The sequence below is a fragment of the Acetobacteroides hydrogenigenes genome (genome assembly GCF_004340205.1).
GTDB classification, from domain to species: Bacteria; Bacteroidota; Bacteroidia; order Bacteroidales; family ZOR0009; genus Acetobacteroides; species Acetobacteroides hydrogenigenes.
The window spans coordinates 20,090-41,965 of the sequence record NZ_SLWB01000007.1; the positions used below are offsets into that span (position 1 = coordinate 20,090).

Sequence of the window (21,876 nt, forward strand, 5' to 3'; positions counted from 1 at the left end):
GATGCCGGGTGGTACGAAAAAAGGAGGGCGTCCGGCCCTCCTTTCCTGTATGCGTTGTGCGGCTACAGCTCGTCGACCAGCCGTTTAAGGGCGGGCTTGTTTTCCAGTGCAATCTTGGCAACGGTGCGGAGGTCTTTGCAGTAGGCCTGCAGCTCTTCAAATTCTTTATTGCGGATGTCGGTAGCCGTAACCGATTCTGCAAATTCCTTGTCGTGCTGGTTGTAGAGCGTAGTTAGCTCCTTCATGTCCTCGATCTTTTGTGTAAAATCTGCGGGTTTACGGCCAATTTGCAGGAGCGAAGCTGCAAGGTTAGGGTTGTTTACCAAGTTTTGGTATACAACCAATCCGGTTTTTAACAGCTCGTTAAGATTGTCGGTTTCTACGAAGGCGGGAAGCAGCTTGCTTAGTTCAGGATTGCTTCTTGCCGGAATACGAAGCAGCTTAATGTCTTTACGATAAAAATCTTCTACGTAAGCTTTCTTTTCCTGGTAGGCTTTTGTAGCGGCATACGCTTCGGCCTGTTCCTTCTTTTGCTTTTCGAAGAACGATTCTACGGCGGTGAGCATTGTCATGCCTAGATCTAGGCGTTCGTCGGTGTAGCCAAACTTTTTTAGCTCCTCACGAATTTCAGGGTTGCAGGTAATCACGGTAACGGTGTTACGAGATCGACCAAGTTGGTCTGCTAACGTGTTACTTTGTTTCATAGGTTAAGTTTAAATAGTTAATTAACGGTAAAAATAAAAATAAATGCAATATGTAAAATACATTCTGCCAAATGTTTTAAAGACAAGCTATTTCTTTTTCGCCATTTGGTGGTGCTTTTCGTCGGTTTGGCTCTGGCGGCTGTCAGTTTGGCGCTCTGTACCGCCAGTTTGGTGTTTAAGCCTGTCAGTTTGGCGTTTTACGATTCCAGTTTGGTATTCTTTATCTCTAGTTTGACGTTTATTGCTGTCTGTTTGGCGCTTGTGATGGTGAGTTTGGGTGTTCTTGCCTCCAGCTTGGCGTTGGAGGTTGTTGGTTTGGCGTATGCGCATTGGCTTGCCCTGTGGGGCTGTCGGAGTGGGGCCTATATGGCGCAAAAAAAAGCCGCCCCGGAGTGGGGCGGCTTTTAAAGGGATTATTTTTCTCGTTACTTCTTATACTCTGCAACGTTCTTGATTCCAGGTTTGCTAAAGTACTTAACAAAAGTACCTCTTACCGAAATTTGGCTTCCTACAGCAGGTACAGCAGTTCCGTTGAATAGGTTAATCTCGGTACGAACTGGTCCGGTAGGTAGTGCTACTGGAATACACTTGTTGATGTCAGTTTCATTAGCGGTAGGTGCAAGAACGATATTGGTACCATGTGCGCTTGTAAATCCGCTTGTTACTAGAGCGTATGATGGGCTTGAAACAGCTACTCCAACAACATAACCTTTTACCCAAACAAGAGAGCTGTCAATAACTCCGCTGGTGATTTCAGTTACATCTAAAGGAGTCGTTACTAGCTCACCTTTCTTGTAGGTAGCGTTATACTTGAAGTTGTCTACGCAGTAGGTGCTGTTGGCAACATCGGTACCGGTATACTTGAAACCAATGTAAACATATCCTTTATCAACGTATGGGGTTAAATCAATAGTTTGATTGTACCATCCGTATCGGGTGTCGGTTCCTACAGGAATCTTAAGATCTACCTTTGTACTTGTGCTCTTGGTAACGATCGAGTCTGTCATTACATAAACTTCAAGCGTTGAACTTGCATTGAAGTAAGTGTACATAAGATCAAAGTTTACTTTTTTCTCTTTAGCATCTCTAACGTTAAGGGCAGGAGAAACCAACCATGTTTCATAGCTTCCAGCTGTAGCTTTATAGGCAGTAGCTTGTGCGTATGTTCCCTGTTCTGATAGGTTGATTGTCCAGTTTAAGTCGCCAGTAACCTTTTGAATTGTCCATCCGTTTTTCTCAGCAGATGTTCCTTGCTTTGCAGTAAAGCTTTCAGATAACGTAAGGGCACCTTTAAGTTTTGCTTGCTCTTTGTCATCATCCTTCGAGCAAGAAGCGAAGGCAACCACGGCGCAAAGGCCAAGTGCAAATAGTTTTGTCTTCATTTTTTTGTTTTTAAGTGGGTTAAATAACTATTTATGGCCCGCCGTAATGGCGGGCTTAAAGTTAGCTTTATTTTACAACATCTTTGGTATCGATGATGAGTAATTGCCAAGTGCCGTTGTACTGCGACAGGATTGCCGTAATGGTTACGGGGCCTGTTGGTAGAGTGGTGCTGGCAAAGGTGGCGTATCCGCTAGTGTACGCTATAATTGAGTTTCCGTTGGCATCCTTAAGCTCTTCTGAAGTGTTAACCTTATCCTTGGCGTAGGTGTTTACTCCGCCATTGGTAAAGGTTAGGTTCTTAAAGGTTACCAGCTTGTCTACCATGTTGGCCGTTAAGCTTGGGATGTCGTTTACGGTAGGGGCCACAGGTTTTAGGGTGGCGTCCTTGGTAAATATGTGGCTGGTAGCAGCGGCTTCGGTCATACGGCCAATTTTACCGTTGTAGATTGCCCCAATTTGGAGAACTCCACCGTACTTGCCAACGTGCAGCCCCTTACATTCTACAAAAACTTCCTGTCCGGGCTTGTAGGTTCTGTACAGATCCTTGCCGTCAATTCCGATGGAGATGGCTCCGGTTTCGTCCTGGATGTAGATCTTCTTGTAGATGTTGCCGGTTTGGTCGGAGCTGGTAACGATGCCTCGGATTACCACATTCTCGGTAATCTCTACAAGATCGCTATTGTACTTCTCCTTTAGCTGGGCAATGGTATGGGTTGCATTTCCGTCGTAAACCGGAGGTTTTGGAGGCTCGGTTACGCTAGGGTCGAAGGTGCCAATGTCCTTACGATCTCTAATGATGAGCTGCCACTTGCCGTTGTAGGCCGATAGAATGGCGGTTACGCTGCCGAGTCCCTTAGGTAGCAAATCCTGCGAAAAACGGGCGTATCCGCTGGTGTATACAATGCCTTTTACCCCTTTAGAATCGGTGAACTCCTGAGAGGTTGGGTAGGTTGACTCCTTCGAGGCAAACTTCTCCACGCCTCCGTTGGTAAAGAATATGCCATTGATGGTAATCAGCTTGTCGAGCATGCTTTCGGTTAGCTCGCCAATGGAGTTTACAACAATAGGGGCAACCGTCTTGTCGGGATTTCCGTTACGGAATATGTGGCTGAAGGCGATTGCTTGGGGCATTCTACCAATGGCCTCTTCGCCATTTTTCAGGTAGGGGTATCCGATTTGAAGAACTCCGCCGTACTTGCCTACGTAAAGGCCTTGACATTCGATAAAGATCTCCTGGCCTACCTTAAAGTGGGTGTACAGGCTGGTTGCATCCAACGAGATCTCGATGCCTCCAGTTTCGTCCTGCAGGTAGAGCTTCTTGTAGATGTTGCCCGACTCGTCGGTAGCGTTTACAACCCCTTTCAGGATTACGTTTTCGGTAATTTGGGCAAAGTTGGTGTTGTACTTGGCCTTAAACTGCGCTATGGTATGCGTAGCCGCCTTGTCGTACGTGTACGTTTTGGCAGGTGGCTCGTCGAATTCGGGGGTACATCCCGAGAATCCTACGAAAAGCCCGCAAAGTACGGCTAGTATATTTGCTATCTTTTTCATCGTTGTTCTTGTTGGAGGTTAATTAGAATTTATATCCAATGTTTAGGAAGAAGTTAACCCCTTGCAGGTAGAAGTACTTGCCAGGGAACTTGCTTACATTTCCATCCGTGTCGTATCGGCCCTGCTCGAATCCACCGGTCTTAATATCCGTGTTGTTTAGGATGTTTTGAACCGATAGGTTGATGTTGAGCGATGTCCTATTCTTGAAGTAGATTAGCTTGCCGATTGAGGCATCCCAAACAACGTTGCTGCTGAACTTCTCTTGGGTGTCGTACTTGGCCATGATGCTCTTTTCCTTACGAACAGGAGTTAGGTCGATGTAGCTGTTGTCGTAGTAGTTTACGTTGGTGTCGAAGAACCACATCTTAGGATGGAAGTAGCTAACGCCAAGGCTAAGGGCTGTTTGAGGTTGGCCGCTAACCTTGTAGCCATCGTAGAATACGGGTTGTTGGGTGTCGGCTTTGCTGCCATTCTCGTAGCTGGTGGTACCATCGGGGTTGTTCTTGTAGGTGTACTTTCCAACGTTTCCGAGGAATTCGATGGTAACTTGCGAGGTTACTTTAGATGATAGGCCGAATTCAACGCCCGTGTGCTCCTTATCTACCCCGGTTAGGATGTAGTTAACGAAGGTTTGGTATCCATCGTGGTAGAAGTTGTTGATCTCGATTTGATCGTTGAATTGGGTGTAGTATCCGGTAACGCGACCTTTTACAATACCGTAGTTAAAAATGTAGCCAAGGTCGGTAGATAGGATCTTGCCGTTCTTCATATCGGGGATGCGGGTATCCTTGATGCGAGGCGATACGTAGGCGTTGTATGCCAATGGAGAGCGGGTTTCGTATAGGGCGTTAAGCGTAATAAAATGCTTCCCGGTTAGCTTGTATAGGGCGTTAATCTTTCCAGAAATGTCGTTAAAGGTGTGCGTGGTTCCTTTTCCGAACGAGTTCTGAGGAGCGCGTCCATTCATCATGTTACCGTTGCGGTAGAACGAGTTGAAGGTGTACTTTACGCCAGCCGAAAGCTCCAGCTTTTGGTAGCTCATTACTCCCTGAATCCAACCGTTTGCCGATGTAGAGTGAAGGTCGTAGTCGAAGCCGAAGGTGTCGTCAACGCCAACTTTACGGTTAGGGTTGTTTAGGTTGTTTTGTAGCATGTTAGGGTTGTCGGGGAAGTCGCGCTCTGCAAACTGGTCGATATCTAGCCAGTACTTTCCACCCAGCAAGTCGTTGATGGTTTTGTAGTGTGCGCCAACGTAGCTGCGGGCTTCAACGCCACCAATCATTGTAATGTTGTCGTTCACCTTACTATTAAGGGTAGCGTTAAAGGTTAGCTCCTTAAAGTCGTTGTGCTGGTCTTCTACAATGTAAATTGAGCGTAAGTCGCCGCCTTGGCTTCTGTTTACTTCGTAAAGGTCGTCCCAGTCAATCTGACGAATGCTCTTGTTGGTTCTCCATATGTTAGCCAACTCTTGGGCTGTTTGCGGATTTGTTTCGTAGCTAGGAAGCTTTCTGTAGTAGTCTGGGCGGGGGTCGTTGGCGTTATACCAGTTTAGTCCGCTCTTCTTGTACATGCTCATACGTCCGGCAATACCTGCATTTAGGGTGGTTAGCGGACTAATTTTCCACTCGTACGATAGGAGCACTGTAGGCTCGAATGATACCACAATTCTTGCATTGCGCTTTTCACCGTTTTGGTATCCCCAGTTTGGGTTGTAAAGATTATCTCCGGCAAGGTCGTAGGCTTCCTGTACGCTACCTGCGCTGGTTCCTCTTTCGGTAGGCGAGCCAAAGGTTGAGATAGAAATGCTATGGCGGCTATTAAAAATCTTTTCGGCGCTGAAAAGGTATGCCCAGCTGTTGTAGTAGGTTCCCTCAATATTTCCTTCTTTAGCCCAGCGCTGCGATCCAGAAGCGGTAAAGGCCCATCCATTCTTAAGGATACCTGTAGAGTAGGTAGCCATTGCTCGGGTAGTGTAAGCTCTGTTTGCAAAGGCGATGCTGGCCTTTGCACCAATTGCCTGGTGGCTTGGTCTTAGGTCAATGTTAGAGGCCCCACCAATATTTCCATACGAGTACGCGGTCATTTCCAATCCGTTTCCGGCATCCCTATTCCTAACGGCATCGTTCAATCCTCCAATAGACGAGTACTGGAAGTTTCCGCGCTCGGTGCTGTTAAAGTTGATACCGTTGATGTAGGTGGTGAAGTTGTCTTGGTCGTAACCACGAAGGTTAAAGCGCATGGCTCCAAACTTGAAACCGAAGTTGGTAAAGTACACATCGTCCGATGATGCTAGGAGCGAAGATACGTTTTGAGCGCCTCCCTCATCGTCAGCAACCTCTGTTTCGTCAAGCAAGATTGCGGTTTCGTCTTGTGCGCTTACCATCTGAACGGGAATGTCGCCTAAGTCTACCATCTGGTCTTGATTAACGGATACTTCCATCGTCTTGCTGACAATTTGTGATCCTGTAATAGAAAGTACTCCGCTTCCGGGTAGTACGTTGCCTAATTCGAAAACTCCCTGAGAGTTGGAGGTGGTGCTTGCTCCTGTTGATATCTTAACAGAAACACCAGCAACCGCTTTCTTGGTTTTCGAGTCTACAATCCTTCCTTTTATGACGCTAATATCGGCCATCGCGCTCAGCGATACGAATAGCGAAATAATTAGGGTGATTAACATTCTCATAATACGTGCTATTTTGATTTTTAATTTGATTTCGGGCTCGCTACTTTGCTGTAATGTAGATGTACTTTACCCCAGCTGCCTTTGATGGTGCTAGAGTCGAGGTGCTTCCCCATATCATCTCTAGAAATTCGGGGTGATCTACATAAGGGTTGCGATTCTTTTGGAATGCTTCAGCTTTGTTGTTCCTTTCAATCTCTTTTTGGCTAACTGGGTCGTTTTTGCTCCAACGGAGCATCATTGTTACAACCCACTTGTCGAGACCGTAGTCGTTGGCATTAAAAACCTCTTCGGTTTTACCTGTGTTGTCGTACGCTTTAAGCTTATCTGCGTACCTTGTTACAAAGTAGAAGTATATGCGGGCAATGTCTCCTTTGTAGGCTTCAATAGGTTCGAATACTGTTCCGCTATAGCCTAGCGTGCTTTTTGCGCTACCAAGCTTGCTCCCATTCTTAGAGGTCCATGTAGCAGTTCCTACTTCTCCGTAGGGGTAGTTGCTTCTTCTTCCGTTAACATATCCATCGGTAGGGAGAATGTGTAGGTAGTCGGAGTACATAGGCATTTCATCGTTAAACCAGCTTTTAGGAATTGTGTGTTCCCTATTGTAGCAGCTGCCTTCTCCGCTGTACGATCCGCACTGATCTTGTCCTGGTTGGTATAGGTATGGGGCTTTCCCAGAAGGAATGTCGGAGTAGATATCCCAAATGGCACCTGTTCCATCTTTACGGATATCGCCAATTTTATAGGCTTCCCATAAATCGTTGTATGTTTTCGCAATGTAGCCTGTGGTGATTATTGTAGATAGGGCCTTTTTTAGCTCAATGCCCGTTTTTCCTGATGCATTTTGGTAGTATCCTGTAAGGTCGCCTGCTACATCTTCATTCGGAAGCTTTATGATGGCTATAAGCTTCGAAGCGGGAGCAATGCTGGGATCTGAAGCTGCAATGCTGCGCACAATTGTTTGCTTTACCCCTTTGCTGTCGGTGTAGGTGGTGGTTATGGTTATAGGTCCGGCTGCAAAGAATCCGAGCCGCGTTTCGGTGCTGGTGTAGGCGAGAGCGCCTTGTGCATCGGTAATTATGGTAGAGTAATTGGTGGCTTCTGCTTTAAACTTGTCGGAATAGTTTATCCCTACGCAAAAGTTACTTTGTTTCAGGTTGATGTTAACCGAATTGGTCGAGTTGTACGAAACTGTAGTGGTGCTCGATCCTTGATAAAGCGGCCTGTCAAAAAGGGGCTTTTTCTTATTGGTCGGAATTACGCTTATATCGTAGTCCCCAATGGGGAGTGAGACTCCACTGCTAGGAATCTCTGATGTTTTACTGTAGCTTTTTACAATCTCTCCTGAACTTTTTTTGATTTCCACAGAAAGGCTGTCCGGAATAACATTTGTTGCATCTGGAAGAATATTAACTTTTATAATTCCAACTTGTGGTGCATTCTCGTCATTTTCTTTGTCGAGGTAGCAACCACTGATAAAAAATGCCAGAGACAAAATCCCTAGCAGCGCTAATCGAACCCTCATAGTACCAGCTAACTTTTTCTTATATTACAGTTTGTTATGCGTCTATTCCTTTCGTTTTTTTGTATGCCTTTGCTCCAAAAAAGTGAAGAGGAAAAGGCCATAAAGTTATATAAAAAATGTGATTTGGTTAATTTTAAGTAAATAAATATTTTGTTTTTTACTTATTGTTAATTTTGAAGGGCTGTTGTGCACGTAATTTATAATTGACTATATACTCTTATTCGAAGTGAAAAAAGTTTCGATACTGTTGATTAGCATGTTATTGTTGTCCTCGTGCTATATTCACGAGGGGCAAGAAGATGCTTCAAAACCTATACCCATTGGACCTTCAGTTAAGGGCGATCATTTGGCAATGGGCAATCCTTCCAGTGCCACGAATAGCATTGCTAGTGCAGATAACTACTTAATGGTAAAAGACCAGTATGCTCTATCGTACAATAATGCGAAGAGAACGGCAAATTGGGTAAGCTGGCATTTAAGCACGGCTTGGATTGGTCCTATTGATAGGCAAGATGATTTTAGGGCAGACCTGTCTTTACCTTCTTCTTGGATAATGGTAAATGAGCGTAGCTATAGTGGTTCTGGTTTTGATAGGGGACATATCTGTCCTTCGGCTGACCGAACTCTTTCTATAAGTGATAACTCAGCAACTTTTTTGATGACCAATATGATGCCTCAGGCTCCTGAGAATAATCAAAAGACTTGGGCCGATTTTGAGAACTACTGCAGATACGTTGCTAGTAAAGGGAACGAACTTTATATAATAGCAGGACCTAATGGAGTTGGAGGCTCAGGTCGCTATGGGTATAAAGAAAAAGTAGGGAATGAAGAAGTTGTTGTTCCTAAGTACACATGGAAGGTTGCAATTATTCTGATGAATGGGGAAAATGATGTTGTAAGGGCAGATGCCAAGACTCGGACAATTGCTATATGGATGCCAAACGATCAAACAGCCTCTAGCAAATCGTGGTATAACTATCGAGTATCGGTAGACGATGTCGAATCAAAAACGGGATTTGACTTTTTCTCTAACTTGCCGGATGATGTTGAAAAAGTGATAGAGGCAAAGGTGGATAATCTTCCTATTTAGGAATGCTGTTTTTTGCTACCCGATGAAAAAACTAACGCCGGCTTTGACCGGCGTTTTTTGTTCTCTGCCAATATGCTTACTATTGGGGAACCATTAGATAAATTCTACGTCAACTTCCTTTAGGTATTTTTGCTCGAGTAGATCCTTAATTCGCTTAATCAGCGAGCGTCTCATCTCAAGTTCAACCGGAAGTCTGGGGTCTTGGTTTGCTTCGTTAATTCGCGTACCAACAATGAAGGTTATTTCGTCGCTATCAAGTATTAGCTTGGCAAGTTCGTCGGCTGGTCCGTTGCTAAGGGGGGATTTGTCGCTGTACCTGTCGAGAAGGAGGAATGTTTTGCTAAGCGTGAGTATTCCTTCCGTAATTAAATCAACCCCCCGCATAGACGATGTTGGTGGTAGCTCATGGTCATTGGAGGTGATGTTGTCAACAATGGGTAGTCGGAACTCGCGCGATACAATATCGGCAGTTGTTGCTCCACATATTGCCTTTTTTCCTTCAAACTCTTTGATTTTGCTGGCTAATATTGAGTCGTTTTCGGGGTTAAAAGGTGGCCCTGAGCAAACCAGCAGTTTCCTAGGCGTTCTAAAGTAAATAACCACGCATGATGTGTCGTCTTTAAGCAAACCCTCGTCGTTTACGGCTGCCATGTTGACCAACTTTGAGGCTAACTTTTGGGCTGATATTTGAGGCTCTGATGAGACTATTTTATGCACGAACTTTATGGCATTCTTAATTCCCCAGCCTGTGGGGTAGTCGTCAGAGCCTATGCCGCTTTGGGTTATCCCATCCGACCAGAATACGATTCGATCTTCTTTCTGCGGGTCGAAGTTGCAGGTTAGTATTTCTTTGTTGATTTTTCGGCGTTCGCCTTCGGTGACAATACAGTGCCATTCTGGCTCAAATATTTCTTTTCCTCTTAGAATTAGGGTTTGTGGGTTGTCGAATTCAATTATTGATACATCTTTGTTAAGATCAATGTCTACAATGGTAAAGGTTGAGTAGCTGATCTGCCGCTGGCTGCAAATGGGCAGCGTTTTCATTATTATGTGGGCAATGGAGTTGGGGTTTTTATGCTCTTCGGTAAGGCTTAGCGCCATTGTAGAGGTTAGGGTTGCTAAGATGTTTGCTTTTACCCCATGTCCCATACCATCCGAGAGTGCTGCTACAACACGTTGTTTGCCTTCTGTTTTTTTTGAGAGAAACACATCGCCGCAAATACGCTCTTCAAAGTGCGATTTTTGGCTGCATGCTACTTCTATGAAGAAAGGAAAGTTGTTCATGGTATAATTTGTCTAAAGATCTTCCTCCTTGGGTGTTTGCTTAAAGGTCTTGATTATGGAGTTCAGCATGCGTTCCGATTCCGCTGCACCTTCGCCAAGCAGAAATCCTATCTTTTGAACAATAGAAAGGTTTTTGTCGATTACCTCTGTTATGCGTCTTATTATTTCTTCTTTTTGTATTTCGGGCATCATTAGGTCTCTAAAGATTCCACCAACAAGATTCCCTTTCCCCATGCTGAAAATTTGGACGTTGAGTAACCGCTCTTTGTACTTGAAGTCTTTGTTGACGCTTTCGTTGGGGTTGTGGGTAACAAGGTGAAACTGGTTGTAGATATCTTTCGGTAGAAGCGATTTTACCTGTGCTCCAATCAGCCCAGGAACAACCTCGTTTATTTCCATAGCATCTTCGCCTAGTAGCTCTACGAAACTTTCGTTTGAGTAGGTGATTTTTAAGGCCTTGTCAACAAATACCACCCCAAAAGGAAGCTTTCGAATGGTTGCGTAAAGGCTATCCTGTGCTTCTTGGGCAACTATTCTTGCTTGATTGGCTTGTGCTTCCGATTCGATAAGTGCTTCCCTTGTTTTTGTGTACTTTTCGGCTTCTTGCTTTAGCATGTGACGCTGTTTAGCAATAGTTTTTTTATTGCTTAGCAGACAGATATCTGGCGTTGATAGACCGCAATAGCAGGCAATGGCCATCTCTTTGCACGAGTTGAATCCGCAAGCCTTACAGTCTAGATTGGGACTTTTTAGGTCCTTGTTGATCTCGCGGTATATGTCTTCAGCGATGTTGTCGGGGATATAATCTATTCGTTGGTTGTCTTCGCTAAATGATGTTTTTAGGGATATGTACTTGAACTTTCTTAGATTTTCGTGCCATTCATCTCGGTTTAGAGATTGGATTCTTTTTCGGGCAAACTTAATTACATCCGATCGTCGCATTTGGTAGTTTCTCCCCTTAGTTGTACCTGGGCCCATTAGGCAGCCATGGCACATGAAGCAGTTAAAATGGCTTTTTATATTGTCAATGTTTCGCTCAAACGAGTCGAGCATGCTAATGAGGTTTGTACTTTCCGATACGGTTGTTATTTCGCCGGTAAGCAGCTCTTGCGAAATGTTTGCGGCTTCCAAAAAGCCTGTTCTAATGGGGTAGAGTTCTCCTTCTGCTCCAAAGGGTGCGTCAAAGTCGGAGTATTCCAGCGTAGTTTCTTTGATATTGAGGTCGTCGAAGATTTCGCGCAGCTCCCTAAAGGTAATTACAGCGTCTACTAGACCAGGATAGCGCTTGGCTTCGTTCTTGCTCTCTACACATGGACCAATGTAAACAACCTTGATTTTGTTGGAGTGTATAAGCTTTACCACTTTAGCCGAGGCTACCATGGGAGTGGCTATAGGGGCAAGGTTTGGAACTAGTTCGGGGTAGTACTTTTCGACCAGCGATACCATCGACGGGCATAACGAGGTTATAAAGTATTTGCCCCTAAACTCTTTTAGGAGGCTGTTGTACTCTTTTGCAACTAAGTCAACTCCAAACGAAACCTCGTAAACGTTGGTGAAACCAACGGCACGAAGCATTTGCGAAAACTTACGATAGTCGGTAATGTCAGGAAACTCTGCCGAGATGGATGGCTCGCAAAGTGCTGCTACTAGCCCTCCCGAATTGATAAGCGCAAAGCATTCCTCAATAGACTTCCTATAGCTGATGGCATCTACCGGGCATGCTTCTTCGCAGAGCCCACATCCAATGCAGCGCTCCTTTATGATTTGAAGGTTTTCGTTGTTTTGTCCAACTTCAATTGCCTTTACGGGGCATGCCCTAATGCAGGCATAGCATGTCACGCACTTGTGCTTATCTATAGTATAGAGTTGGTTTTCCATCTTCTGTTTTTTTAGTAAGCGCAATGCACTTTCTAGTGCCAATTTTTCTGTTTAACATTGTGAATGAGATAACAACATTGTCGAAATTTTCATATATTGCGCCTATCTTCAAAGTTAGCTAATATTCTAATGTATTATGTTGTCGAGCTAGCTTTTGTTCGATTGTGTTGAATCTTTTTATTGCTCTTTTTTATAAAATTGATTTATGAAGTTGCCAGAAAAAACCATTGAAAGGCTTAGTGAATATCGACGTACACTTTTTAATTGCCTCTCTAATGGCAAAACGCATATATACTCGCACGAGTTGGCTAATTTGCATAGCAATACAGCCGTTCAGGTTCGTCGCGATTTGATGCTGATTGGCTTCTCTAGTATGACAAAAAAAGGGTATGATGTTAAAGAACTAATTGATCTTATCTCGCGTATCCTCGATAGTAAGGATGGACAAAATGTGGCAGTTCTTGGAATGGGTAATTTGGGGAAAGCTATAACAACTTACTTCAATGGTAAACGTTCGAAGCTTAACATTAAGGCTACTTTCGATGTCGATCCCGAGAAGATAGGGACCTTTCAATCGGGGGTGATGTGCTACAGCATTAACGAATTTGAGGAGGTGGTTAAGCGCGAGAATATTACCATTGCAGTAATTACAGCATCGCCCAATGCAGCACCTGTTCTTGCTGGAATAATTGAAAAGGCGGGTATAAAAGGCGTGCTGAGCTTTACCTCTACGCCCATCAACTTTTCCGATAACATATACTACGAGGGATACGATATGATTACCTCGCTGGAAAAGGTGGCCTACTTTGTTAAGGAACGATCGCTAAAGAAGAAGTCAAACTAGCATCTTTCCTCTACATTATTGTAAATTTAGCGTCTAGAGGCGCAACAACCGATCTGAAGGGCTGGTCTTTTCTGGCTCGAGGATCTCATAACATAAACGTCTAATCCAAAGGTTTGTCTAATGGAGAAGAGAATTGGGGCAGCACTCATTGTTGTCGACGATCGTAGGGCTGTAGAGCAGCTCAATATCATTATTTCTAAGCATTCCAACATTATCTTGGGGCGTCAGGGGCTTCCCCTTGCCGACCGATCTATAAGCGTTATCTCGCTGGTGCTCGAGGGTACTACCGACGAGATTGGTGCCTTTACCGGGCCTGTGGGTAGGCTCAAAGGGGTAGCCATTAAGTCTATTATGCTTCCGGCTACGTCAACTTCGAACCGCAGTAATTTCTAAAACCAACATAAAAAGAGATGAAATTTACCCCAGAGCAATACCGTATTGCAGACGAAAAATCGAGATCGTTTATTGATCCCGACGAGATATGGAGCTTCATCAATAGCGCTGAGCCAACGCCAGAGCGGGTTCGTGCCATTATTCAGAAATCGCTCAACAAGCAACGCCTATCGCTTGCCGATACCGCCGTGCTCGTTCAAACCACCGATCCGGTGCTGGTAGAGGAGATCAAGGAAGGTGCCCGCGAGCTTAAGCGCCGCGTTTACGGTAACCGTATGGTGCTTTTTGCGCCTCTTTACCTGGGCAACCTCTGCCAGAACAACTGCCAGTACTGCGGTTTCCGATCGACCAACAAGGAGCAGAAGCGCGTTACGCTAACCCAGGAGCAGATCGTTAAGGAGGTTGAGGCGCTCGAAAGCGTAGGGCAGAAGCGCCTTGTGCTTTCGCTAGGCGAGCATAAGAGCTACGATGCCGAGTTCTTGGCCCAATGCGTACGCACCGTTTACTCGGTGAAAAAGGGTAACGGCGAGATCCGTCGCGTTAACCTGAATGCTGCACCGCTCGACCACGCAGGCTTTAAGCTGGTTCACGAGGCAGGTATTGGAACCTTCCAGATATTCCAGGAGACCTACCATCCCGAAACCTACCTACGCTACCATTTATCGGGACCTAAGCGCGACTTCGATTGGCGCTTAACGGCGTTCGACCGTGCGCAGGATGTGGGCTTGGACGATAACGGCTTTGGCGTGCTCTTTGGCCTATACGACTGGCGCTACGAGGTGCTGGCGCTTATCCGTCATACCAACCACCTAGAGGCGTGCTACAACGTAGGCCCACATACCATATCGTTCCCCCGTATTAAGGACGCATCGGCTATGAACGTGTCGCCCGAGTATATGGTGAACGACGAAGATTTTGTGAAGCTGATTGCCATTCTTCGCTTGGCGGTACCCTATACCGGCCTAATCCTAACGGCGCGCGAGCCATCGTCCATCCGCAAGGCGGCCCTCGAGTTTGGCGTATCGCAGCTCGACGGCGGCACAAAGCTTGAGATTGGCAGCTACGCCGAGGAGGAGCATCCCGACAACCAGGATCTCAAGCGCGAGCAGTTTAAGATTAACGACGACCGTAGCCTTGCCGAGGTAGTCGACGATCTGCTCGACAATAAGTATATCCCCTCGTTCTGTACCGCCTGCTACCGCAGGGGTAGGACCGGGGAGCACTTCATGGAGTTTTCGGTTCCCGGCTTCATCAAGCGGTTCTGTACGCCTAATGCGGTGCTCACGCTGGCCGAGTATATCGTAGATTACGCATCGCCGGCTACGGCAGAGAAGGGATGGCGCCTCATCGACGAGACCATCGCCGAGCTCGATGGCGACAAGTTTAAGGACGAGCTGGTAACCCGCCTCGAAAAGATAAAGCAGGGCGAACGCGACCTGTACTTCTAGCATAAAGGGCTGCTTCCAAAAACGGAGCAGCCTTTTTCTTCGTATACCTTATATATATGTCGAATTGGCGATGGCAGAACTACCATTCTTCTGCTGGAATGCTGCCTATCGGCACGTTCCCTTTCCTGGATTGCCTAGACGTAAAACCTCATTCAAGGTTTTCTACTCTAGCTGGCTCGGAGGCAAAACCTCACGCGGGGTTTCCTATTCTAGACGGCTTGGAGGCAAAACCTCACACGAGGTTTTCTATTCTAGGCGGCTTGGAAGCAAAACCTCACACGAGGTTTTCTATTCTGGAGCACTCGGACGCAAAACCTCACATGGGGTTTTACACTTTATTTCACTAGAGTATAAAACCTCACTCGGGGTTGGCTTCACGATCGATATAATGGGGAAAGATAGCCGATACGGCTACCTCTGCTTCTTGCCGAAGTGCTGCGAGTCGCCCCAGGCATCGTAGCCAATCTCATCGCCGGTTAGGGTGATGCGCGCATCTAGGCATCCGGTGCACTCCTCGGCTGACTCGTCGGTGCAGGGCTTGTTCTCGTACAGCTTGTAGCTGTCGCGGTACACCCCCGGGGTGATGTTGGGCATAATGATGTTGGCGCCTACCTTGATGGCCTTCTCACGTCCAATCTTATCGATGGCCTGCAGCGCTGTGGCTGCGGCAATGTTAATGTCCTTCATGTACACGCGTAGCGTGGCAACCATCTTAAGGGCAAGATCAAACCGATCCTGAAGCGGCATCAGGCTTTCGCGCTCGGCGTATAGCGGGGTTTGATGATGCTCGATGTAGGGCCCCATGCCGCACATGTCGATATCGATCTCCTTAAAGAACATCAGGTCGCGCGCCAAATCCTCGAGGGTTTGGTGGGGGAGGCCGATCATTACCCCGGTTCCCACCTGGAAGCCCACCTTTTTGAGCAGGCGCAGCGCCTCCAGCCTATCCTCGTAAACGTGATTTTCGTCGTTGGGGTGTATCCTATTGTAAAGGCTTTTTGTTGACGATTCGATGCGCAGCAGGTAGCGGTGCGCGCCGGCATCGAACCAGCGCTGGTAGGTATCTTCGCTCTGCTCGCCCAGCGATAGGGTGATGCCCAGCTTGCCGTCCGAAAGCGCCTTAATCTCGTTTAGAAGATTCTCGATTCGTAGGGTAAATGCGGGCGAGGTGATTTCGCCTCCCTGTATCACAATCGATCCGTATCGGTTTTCGAGGGCAAACCGAGCGGCGGCAATAATCTGTTCGTCGGAGAGCGTGTAGCGCTCAACCTCCTTGTTGTCGAGCCTAATTCCGCAGTAGAGGCAGTTCTTACGGCATACGTTCGAGAACTCGATGAGTCCCCTCAGGTAAACCACGTTGCCAACGTGCTCGGCCTTTGTTCGGGCAGCAGCCTCGAACAGCGCCTTACGGTCGTCGCCCGTAGCGGCGAGCAGCGCTACAAGATCGTTGAACTCGAGTTCCTGCTTAGCCAGTATATCGTGTATGTTTGCCATTCGTTATTATCGGTATTTTGATGCAAATATATACCTTCTATTCAATCCGTAAGGCGATTTCCGATCTTTCCAAAAAGAAAAGCCCCGCGTTGGCGAGGCTTTTTATTCGGGTTGATGGAAGACCTACATATTGCAGATGCTATTAGGTCCTTCATCGATAATTTTTGAAAGATGGTGGAGATGAGTGTCGTTTTATGCTACCGTTAAAACGTCCAATCTTGCAATCTCATAACTCACATCTCAAATCGAGCCGTCTACTTTACAGCAATCGTTTCAATTTCGACAAGGGCGCCCATTGGCAGCTTTGCCACTTGGTAGGCAACTCTTGCAGGTTGATCCTGGGTGTACACCGATGCGTAAACCTCGTTCATGGCGGCGAAATCGTTCATGTCGTTCAGCAGAACGGTCGATTTTACCACATCGTTGTAGTTATATCCGGCAGCCTCTAGGATAGCGCCGATGTTCTTGAGCGCTTGGGCGGTTTGCTCCTTTACGCCACCTTCAACAAACGCTGCCGTTGCAGGATCGATAGGAAGCTGGCCAGATATGTATAGCGTTCCGTTTGCTTCAACCGCTTGGCTGTATGGGCCTACTGCCTTAGGAGCGTTCTCGGTGTTGATGATTCTTTTCATTGTCTAAGCGTTTATAATGATTAGTAACCGTACTGTCTATCGATGTAGCTCTCGTTCTTCTTGTACTTAAGGGCATCGCGGAGCGCTCCTTTGGTAACGTTAATGGAGAAGTTCCAGCTTTGGAATTGTCCAATTGGAATCCAGCTAAAGCTCATGGTCCAGCAGTGTAGATCTCGGGTTATTCCTATTTGGGTGAACGAAACGTTCTTCATGGTGAAGTCGTAGCCCGAGCTGGCGTTAATAGCCCATTTGGGCGTAATGCGGATGTTGCCCGATGTGTTTAAGATCTGGCTGGTTGTAGATAACTTTCCCGGCTTCGAGTAGTTAAACGTGTAGCCAAATCGAATATCCCAAGGTACGTTAAAGTTGGCGTAAGGGATGTATGCCGGCATTCCAGCCTCGATGCTTCGTTGGCTGACTATTGGGTTTTGGCTGGCATTCGCGGTGTTCACGTTGTTCGATTCGGCTCCCGAAAGCGACCAATCGAGCGTAAACGAGAAGTTGGTTAACCTTGCCAGCTTTTTATCCTTATGGTAAAGGTACTCTTTGGTGATTTGCCCGTTAGGAGCAATGGCGTAGGGCGAAAATGTTCCTCCAAACGATACCGAAAGCTTTTCGAAAAGCTGTGTGTTGCCGTTAAAGCTGATGTTCGAGAGCTTCATCGAGTCGGCCAAGAAGTTGTACGACCCCGAGAACGAGAGGTTCTCGAGTATCTTTATCTTACGGTATCCGGTTAGGGTATCCTTTTTCGAGCGAACCTTCATCTCGAGGTTGTTGCCAAGCGAGAAGCTAAGGGCGCTGGAGTTTCCTGCCGAAGGGCCTCCGTATATACCTTGTTCAAAGATCGAGTAACGTTGGGTGTGGCCAAGCGTATCTGTCTGAACAGATTTAAAGAATCCATATTTTGGATTTGCAAAGTCTGGAGTGTACGAGTAGCTAATAGAGGGCGTTATCTTATGTCGGATTGCTTGTATCGCCTTTCCCTTCTTAAAGGTAAACATTCCGTACAGGGTAGTTGAAGTTCCAACACCAAAGTTATAGTCGTAGGCTCGTTTGAAACCTTTAACGGTGTCAATCTCTAACCTTTTGGCGCTGTTGTTCCATCTCTTTTGGATGGTGCTAAAATACCAGCGCTCGTTGTAGCTGGCGCTAGGCGAAAAATTGAGGTAGTTAAACAGGTTAAAGTTATACGAAAGGGGAACCGAATGTCTGATCCCGTTCTTGAACTTGTTCTTAAAGTTGCCATCAAAAAGGTCGCGCTCTTTAATGGTAAGCTGGTTGTTAAGTTCTCCCGAATACGAAAGACCAAATCTCTCGTACCATCTAACCTTACCATCGGTATTCTTCTTACGCAGGAATGGTTGAATGCGATTTACGTTAAACGATAGAGTTGGTAATCCAAAGGTATAAACGCTATCCGTATTATTCTGTGAGTGAGTAAGACCAACCGAAAGGTTGAACGGCTTGTCGGTCCAAGATTTAGCGTAAGAGATGCTCGAGCTTGCCGATGTCGAAAGATTTTGCTTAGGACTTTGGTAGGTAAAGTAGCGTGCTCCCGAAGTGCTAAAGTTTACCGAAGCCGAAAGGGTTGTTCCTGGATGAGCTTTAGGGTCTTGTGTGTGAGACCAGTTAAAGGTATAGTCGTTGCTCTTAAAGTAGTCTGTAGAACCCTTATCCCCAATAACGTTGTGCATTACTTGAAACTTAAAAGATCCAGAGTAATGATACCTTTTATTATAGCGTGTAGTTGCGCTGGCTTGCCAAGAACCCAGCGTGTATATTGAACCTCGGAGTTCTAGATCCCATAAGTCGTTAATTCCAAAGTAGTATCCTCCGTCACCGATGTAAAAACCTCGAGTGCGCTCTTCCCCATAGGTTGGGAGTAGCACGCCAGAAGCTCTTCCTTTGGTGTTTGGAAAGAAGCCAAAAGGGATAAATAGCGGAAGAGGTACGTCTTCAATCACAAGGTTCGATGGTCCAACAACAATTCGGTTATTAGGTATAACCTTTGCTTTCGATACGTTAAGGTAGTAGTGCGGATGCTCGTGCTCGCAGGTGGTAAACTTGCCGCTTGCTATGTTGATGCTGTTGTCGGGCATCTTCTTGGTGATAGAACTGTGCAAGTATCCTTCTTCCTGTTCTGTAACAATATTGGTGATTTTTGCCTTCTTCGTGTTGAAGTTGTAGAATATGGTTTCCATGTTAAAGGTTTCACCATTATCTGTAAAGACGGGTTTTCCTGCTAATCGTCCAGTACTGTCGGGTGTTCCTTTGGCAAAAACAACCTTATTGGTGGTGTTAAGTTCTATGAAATTTGCATCAAGTTGCGATTTTTGGTACTTCACCTTAGCCTTTCCATAAAGGCTCATTTTCTTATCCTTGAAGTTATACGCAATAGAGTCTTCGCTATTTGAGTATATTGGATCATCAATTTCTTCCTTTTTTTTACTAGCGGTGTCAGCCGAAGTAGTATCAGCGCCAACTGAAGCCCTGTAAGTTATGGGCTTCTCTACCGTTATGCCACTCGCGGCATAAATTGAAGGCAGAAGTACTAGCGCAAATGCTAATTTTCTAACAGAGTTTAAGGTCGTCCTGCTCAACTTTATAAATATTGATTAAATTTGCTCTATGTCATTATGGAAACGACCCTCAAAACTAAACAAAAATCAAATATTACTCTAATGCTTTGTGTAAAGAATAGAGCATTTTTTACCAGACATTTAGTCTTGTTGTTGGTATGTGTATTTGCCATAGGACTTTATAGTCATAAAGGGTATGGGCAAAGCAGCAATCGTACTTCGCTAACAAAAGTTGTTATAGATGCTGGTCATGGAGGAAAAGATCCAGGCGCAAAAGGGAAAAATGCGTTGGAAAAGGATGTAACTTTAGCTGTAGCGCTAAAGTTAGGTAAGTTAATTTCCGAAAATCATAGCGATGTAAAAGTGGTCTATACGCGTGATTCGGACGTGTTCATTCCTCTTGACGTTCGAAGTAGTATTGCAAACAAGAGCAATGCGAATTTGTTTATTTCTATACATGCAAACTCGAATAGGAGTACAGTTCCTTACGGTGCCGAAACCTACGTAATGGGATTACATAAAAGTGCCGATAACTTTGATGTTGCTGCTACCGAAAACTCCGCCATAATAATGGAGGATAACTACAATTCGAAGTATGAAGGTTTTAATCCAAAATCTGTAGAATCCTACATCATCTTTTCTATGATGCAGAGCAAATTTTTAGATCAAAGCTTGTTTTTTGCTCAGCTAGTCCAGAACCAGTTAACTAACGTGGCCAGTAGGGCAGATAGAGGTGTAAAACAGGCTGGTTTCCTTGTGCTTTGGAAAACCGCCATGCCTAGCGTATTGGTTGAACTAGGCTTCATATCCAATTCCAAAGATGAACAGTACATGCTTACAGAAACAGGCCAGAACGAGCTTGCTGAGGGGATATACCGCTCCTTTAGAACCTATAAGGCAAACTATGAGATGAAAAACTACGTAGAACTTCCTCCTAGGGAGTCAGCCTCTCCCAAAAAGGATTCCACGACGGCTTTTGTTGCAAGGAATGCTGTTTCAGAAACATCTTTAGTAGCTAAAAGAGATTCGATAGAAAAATTACCTGTCGTTTTTAGAGTTCAAATAGCGGGTTCAAAGGGTGTTCCTTTGACGAAATCTCAAAAAAGGAGCTTGGGGGAAGATGCTGAAGAGTTTCTTGTTAATGGGGTTTACAAGTATTGCATAGGCTCATTTAACAATCTGACTGAAGCGAATGTTTATTTGAAAAAGGTAAAGAGAACCCATCGAGATGCTTTTGTAGTTGCGTTTGAAGGCGGTAGTCTTATAACGATTAAAGAAGCTTTGCTTAAAATGTAGTAGTGGTCTATGGTATGTTTTTGTTAAATTCCAGTGTGTTATGCAGATTTCTAGAGAGATAAAAATTGGTATTGCTATAGTTTTAAGCTTAGTCGCTATTTTTTGGGGGACTAATTTTCTGAAGGGGCGTAATATTATTGGCTCAACAAACTCTTACTACGTACTATACCAGCAAATTGAAAACCTTCAAACGTCGGCCCCTGTTTTTGTTCATGGGTATAAGGTTGGAGTTGTTGATGGCATAACCTTGGATGAAAATGACCCCAATAAAATTGTTGTAGAGTTGGCTATTGATAAACGAATAAAGATTCCCAAAACGGCTGTTGCCGAAATTTTCAACACTGACTTTATGGGTTCTAAAGCAATTCGGCTACAGTTTGAAGGCTATAATGTACCAGCCGTACGAGGTGATACTTTAATGGCTTCTTTTGCACCTTCTATTCTTGACGATCTATCTCCTATTTCAAAGAAGGTAGATGTAGCAATACAGGAGTTGACACAAACATTGGTGAACGTAAACACGTTGCTTGATGCACAAACTATTAACGATGTAAAATCAACTCTGGCCAATTTAGATGCAGCATCTCAAAATGCAAGTTATATTCTTGATCAAAACAAGGATAAGGTGACTAATGTTATAGACCAGGCAAGTCAACTAGTTGCTTCTTTAAATGTAGCCGCTTCTGATGTTAAGGATATGGCGAATAACTTTAAAAACGTTTCAGATTCTCTATCTGTGAACGACCTTAATGCCGCTATTAAAAATTTGGAAGGCTCTTCGAAAGAGTTGAAAGATTTATTGGTTCACATTAATAGTAAGCAAGGTTCTTTGGGTAAGTTCGTATACGAATCTTCAATTCACGACCAGGTGTTAAAGTTGGCGATTTCTATAGATTCTTTAGCCGTAGACTTAAAAAGGAACCCTAAGCGATATGTTCGTCTTTCTTTGTTCTAAAAGTAATACTCGTGATTATTTTTGAATTTTATATATAACTAATTTATTATTAGTTATTTATGTAAACGTCTGACAGCAAGTATTTAATGGTTGTTTTATTTGTTAGTATCCGTTTTGTTTTTCGTTTTTTTACAAAAATC

At 45.1% G+C, this 21,876-nt stretch carries 17 protein-coding genes; 6 read left to right on the forward strand and 11 right to left on the reverse strand.

Translation table 11 applies throughout. The annotated features are described in order from the left end of the window. Positions 1-62: 62 nt before the first annotated feature. From CLV25_RS08415 to CLV25_RS08440, 6 genes are all read right to left on the reverse strand, one after another. Complete coding sequence (locus tag CLV25_RS08415) at positions 63-704, reverse strand: hypothetical protein (RefSeq protein ID WP_131839201.1); 642 nt, start codon at positions 702-704, stop codon at positions 63-65. 87 nt (positions 705-791) lie between these two features. Next, positions 792-1,034 (reverse strand): hypothetical protein, encoded by a 243-nt coding sequence (locus tag CLV25_RS08420; protein WP_131839202.1) that lies wholly within the window; start codon positions 1,032-1,034, stop codon positions 792-794. A gap of 95 nt (positions 1,035-1,129) precedes the next feature. After that, positions 1,130-2,086, reverse strand: a complete 957-nt coding sequence (locus CLV25_RS08425) for a DUF6359 domain-containing protein (RefSeq protein ID WP_131839203.1) — start codon at positions 2,084-2,086, stop codon at positions 1,130-1,132. A gap of 67 nt (positions 2,087-2,153) precedes the next feature. Continuing rightward, positions 2,154-3,638, reverse strand: a complete 1,485-nt coding sequence (locus CLV25_RS08430) for a DUF5689 domain-containing protein (protein ID WP_131839204.1) — start codon at positions 3,636-3,638, stop codon at positions 2,154-2,156. 22 nt (positions 3,639-3,660) lie between these two features. Next, positions 3,661-6,321, reverse strand: a complete 2,661-nt coding sequence (locus tag CLV25_RS08435) for a TonB-dependent receptor (RefSeq protein ID WP_131839205.1) — start codon at positions 6,319-6,321, stop codon at positions 3,661-3,663. 40 nt (positions 6,322-6,361) lie between these two features. Beyond that, the gene (locus tag CLV25_RS08440) at positions 6,362-7,843 is read right to left on the reverse strand and encodes an endonuclease (protein ID WP_131839206.1); all 1,482 of its coding nucleotides are present in this window, start codon (positions 7,841-7,843) and stop codon (positions 6,362-6,364) included. A 226-nt stretch (positions 7,844-8,069) separates the two neighbouring features. Here CLV25_RS08440 and CLV25_RS08445 point away from each other — a divergent pair, with 226 nt between their 5' ends. Further along, positions 8,070-8,933, forward strand: a complete 864-nt coding sequence (locus CLV25_RS08445; protein ID WP_207895608.1) for a DNA/RNA non-specific endonuclease — start codon at positions 8,070-8,072, stop codon at positions 8,931-8,933. A 93-nt stretch (positions 8,934-9,026) separates the two neighbouring features. On the opposite strand, the gene CLV25_RS08450 is transcribed toward CLV25_RS08445, so the two are convergent. Together CLV25_RS08450 and CLV25_RS08455 are read right to left on the reverse strand one after the other, a co-directional pair. Further along, positions 9,027-10,217 carry a SpoIIE family protein phosphatase gene (locus CLV25_RS08450; RefSeq protein WP_131839207.1) on the reverse strand — a complete coding sequence of 397 codons (1,191 nt, stop codon included), beginning with the start codon at positions 10,215-10,217 and terminating at the stop codon, positions 9,027-9,029. A gap of 12 nt (positions 10,218-10,229) precedes the next feature. Then, a complete protein-coding gene (locus CLV25_RS08455) occupies positions 10,230-12,095 on the reverse strand; it encodes a [Fe-Fe] hydrogenase large subunit C-terminal domain-containing protein (RefSeq protein ID WP_131839208.1) in 1,866 nt (621 codons plus the stop codon). Between the two features lie 205 nt (positions 12,096-12,300). Here CLV25_RS08455 and CLV25_RS08460 point away from each other — a divergent pair, with 205 nt between their 5' ends. The 3 genes from CLV25_RS08460 (at position 12,301) to hydG (ending at position 14,780) form a co-directional block, all read left to right on the forward strand. Next, a complete protein-coding gene (locus CLV25_RS08460) occupies positions 12,301-12,939 on the forward strand; it encodes a redox-sensing transcriptional repressor Rex (RefSeq protein ID WP_131839209.1) in 639 nt (212 codons plus the stop codon). 120 nt (positions 12,940-13,059) lie between these two features. Continuing rightward, entirely contained in the window at positions 13,060-13,332 is a 273-nt protein-coding gene (locus CLV25_RS08465; RefSeq protein ID WP_131839210.1) for a TM1266 family iron-only hydrogenase system putative regulator, read from the forward strand. A gap of 17 nt (positions 13,333-13,349) precedes the next feature. Continuing rightward, on the forward strand, positions 13,350-14,780 hold the full coding sequence (gene hydG, locus CLV25_RS08470; RefSeq protein WP_131839211.1) for a [FeFe] hydrogenase H-cluster radical SAM maturase HydG: 1,431 nt from the start codon (positions 13,350-13,352) through the stop codon (positions 14,778-14,780). Between the two features lie 411 nt (positions 14,781-15,191). On the opposite strand, the gene hydE is transcribed toward hydG, so the two are convergent. From hydE to CLV25_RS08485, 3 genes are all read right to left on the reverse strand, one after another. Next, a complete protein-coding gene (hydE, locus tag CLV25_RS08475; protein ID WP_131839212.1) occupies positions 15,192-16,274 on the reverse strand; it encodes a [FeFe] hydrogenase H-cluster radical SAM maturase HydE in 1,083 nt (360 codons plus the stop codon). A gap of 254 nt (positions 16,275-16,528) precedes the next feature. Further along, the gene (locus tag CLV25_RS08480) at positions 16,529-16,906 is read right to left on the reverse strand and encodes a RidA family protein (RefSeq protein ID WP_131839213.1); all 378 of its coding nucleotides are present in this window, start codon (positions 16,904-16,906) and stop codon (positions 16,529-16,531) included. A 20-nt stretch (positions 16,907-16,926) separates the two neighbouring features. Further along, positions 16,927-19,506 (reverse strand): putative LPS assembly protein LptD, encoded by a 2,580-nt coding sequence (locus tag CLV25_RS08485; protein WP_131839214.1) that lies wholly within the window; start codon positions 19,504-19,506, stop codon positions 16,927-16,929. Between the two features lie 36 nt (positions 19,507-19,542). Here CLV25_RS08485 and CLV25_RS08490 point away from each other — a divergent pair, with 36 nt between their 5' ends. Further along, positions 19,543-20,781, forward strand: coding sequence for an N-acetylmuramoyl-L-alanine amidase family protein (locus tag CLV25_RS08490; protein WP_131839215.1), 1,239 nt, complete (start codon positions 19,543-19,545; stop codon positions 20,779-20,781). A 40-nt stretch (positions 20,782-20,821) separates the two neighbouring features. Next, the gene (locus CLV25_RS08495; RefSeq protein WP_131839216.1) at positions 20,822-21,736 is read left to right on the forward strand and encodes an MlaD family protein; all 915 of its coding nucleotides are present in this window, start codon (positions 20,822-20,824) and stop codon (positions 21,734-21,736) included. Positions 21,737-21,876 lie beyond the last annotated feature (140 nt).